The following is a 696-nucleotide window of genomic DNA, read 5'->3' as shown; positions in this document are numbered from 1 at the left end:
GGGCGGTGAGGTGGCCCACTGAACTTGTGCGGTCGCCCAACCGGTCACTCCTTCCTGCGGAGCCACGTGGTCATCGTGCGGGGACGTCCGGCCTTCTCGCGGGAAGCGCTCGCCTTCGTACGGGGCCGCCTCCCCGCGTCCGCCTTCGTACGGGGACGCCGCCCCGCCTTCGTACGAGTACCGGTGTCGGTGTCGGTGTCGGTGTCGGTGTCGCGTGACTCGGGCGGCCTTCCGTACCACCAGAAGCGGCGCCGGCGCGGAGGGTGGATCGAACGGGAGAGCCGGCGTCCGATGAGCAGGTAACCGAGCAGCGCCCCACTGGTGTTGAGCAGTACGTCGTCGATGTCGAAGGCCCGGCCGGTGATGACCAGGCCCTGCACCACCTCGACGCACAGCATGACCAGGGTCGTGGCGGCGAGCACCCGCAGCACGCCACGCGCCTTGGGCGCGATCACCGGCAGCAGGACGCCGAAGGGCACCCCGAGCATGATGTTGCCGCCGAGCTGTTTGACGGTGTCGCGGAACGCGGGCTGGGAGAGATAGTCGCGGATCGAGTCGCCGGGCCGCAGGTTGGTGTGCGTGAGCGGCACCGAGGCGGAGGAGGGCTGCAGGGTCAGCCGCGCGAGCACCACTCCGAACGCCACCATCGCGGCGCACGCCAGCAGCATCGCGAGAGCGCGCAGCGGCCAGGGGACC

Annotated in this window: 1 protein-coding gene; it reads right to left on the bottom strand. The window is 70.8% G+C overall.

The features are described from left to right. Positions 1-44: 44 nt before the first annotated feature. The coding region (locus G6045_RS40755; protein ID WP_235968628.1) for a VanZ family protein at positions 45-696 on the bottom strand (652 nt) is incomplete at its 5' end.

Source organism: Streptomyces mesophilus (genome assembly GCF_011044995.1).
GTDB lineage: Bacteria > Actinomycetota > Actinomycetes > Streptomycetales > Streptomycetaceae > Streptomyces > Streptomyces mesophilus.
Note: the sequence above shows the minus strand (reverse complement) of the source record. Positions and strands in the feature narration are given on the sequence as shown.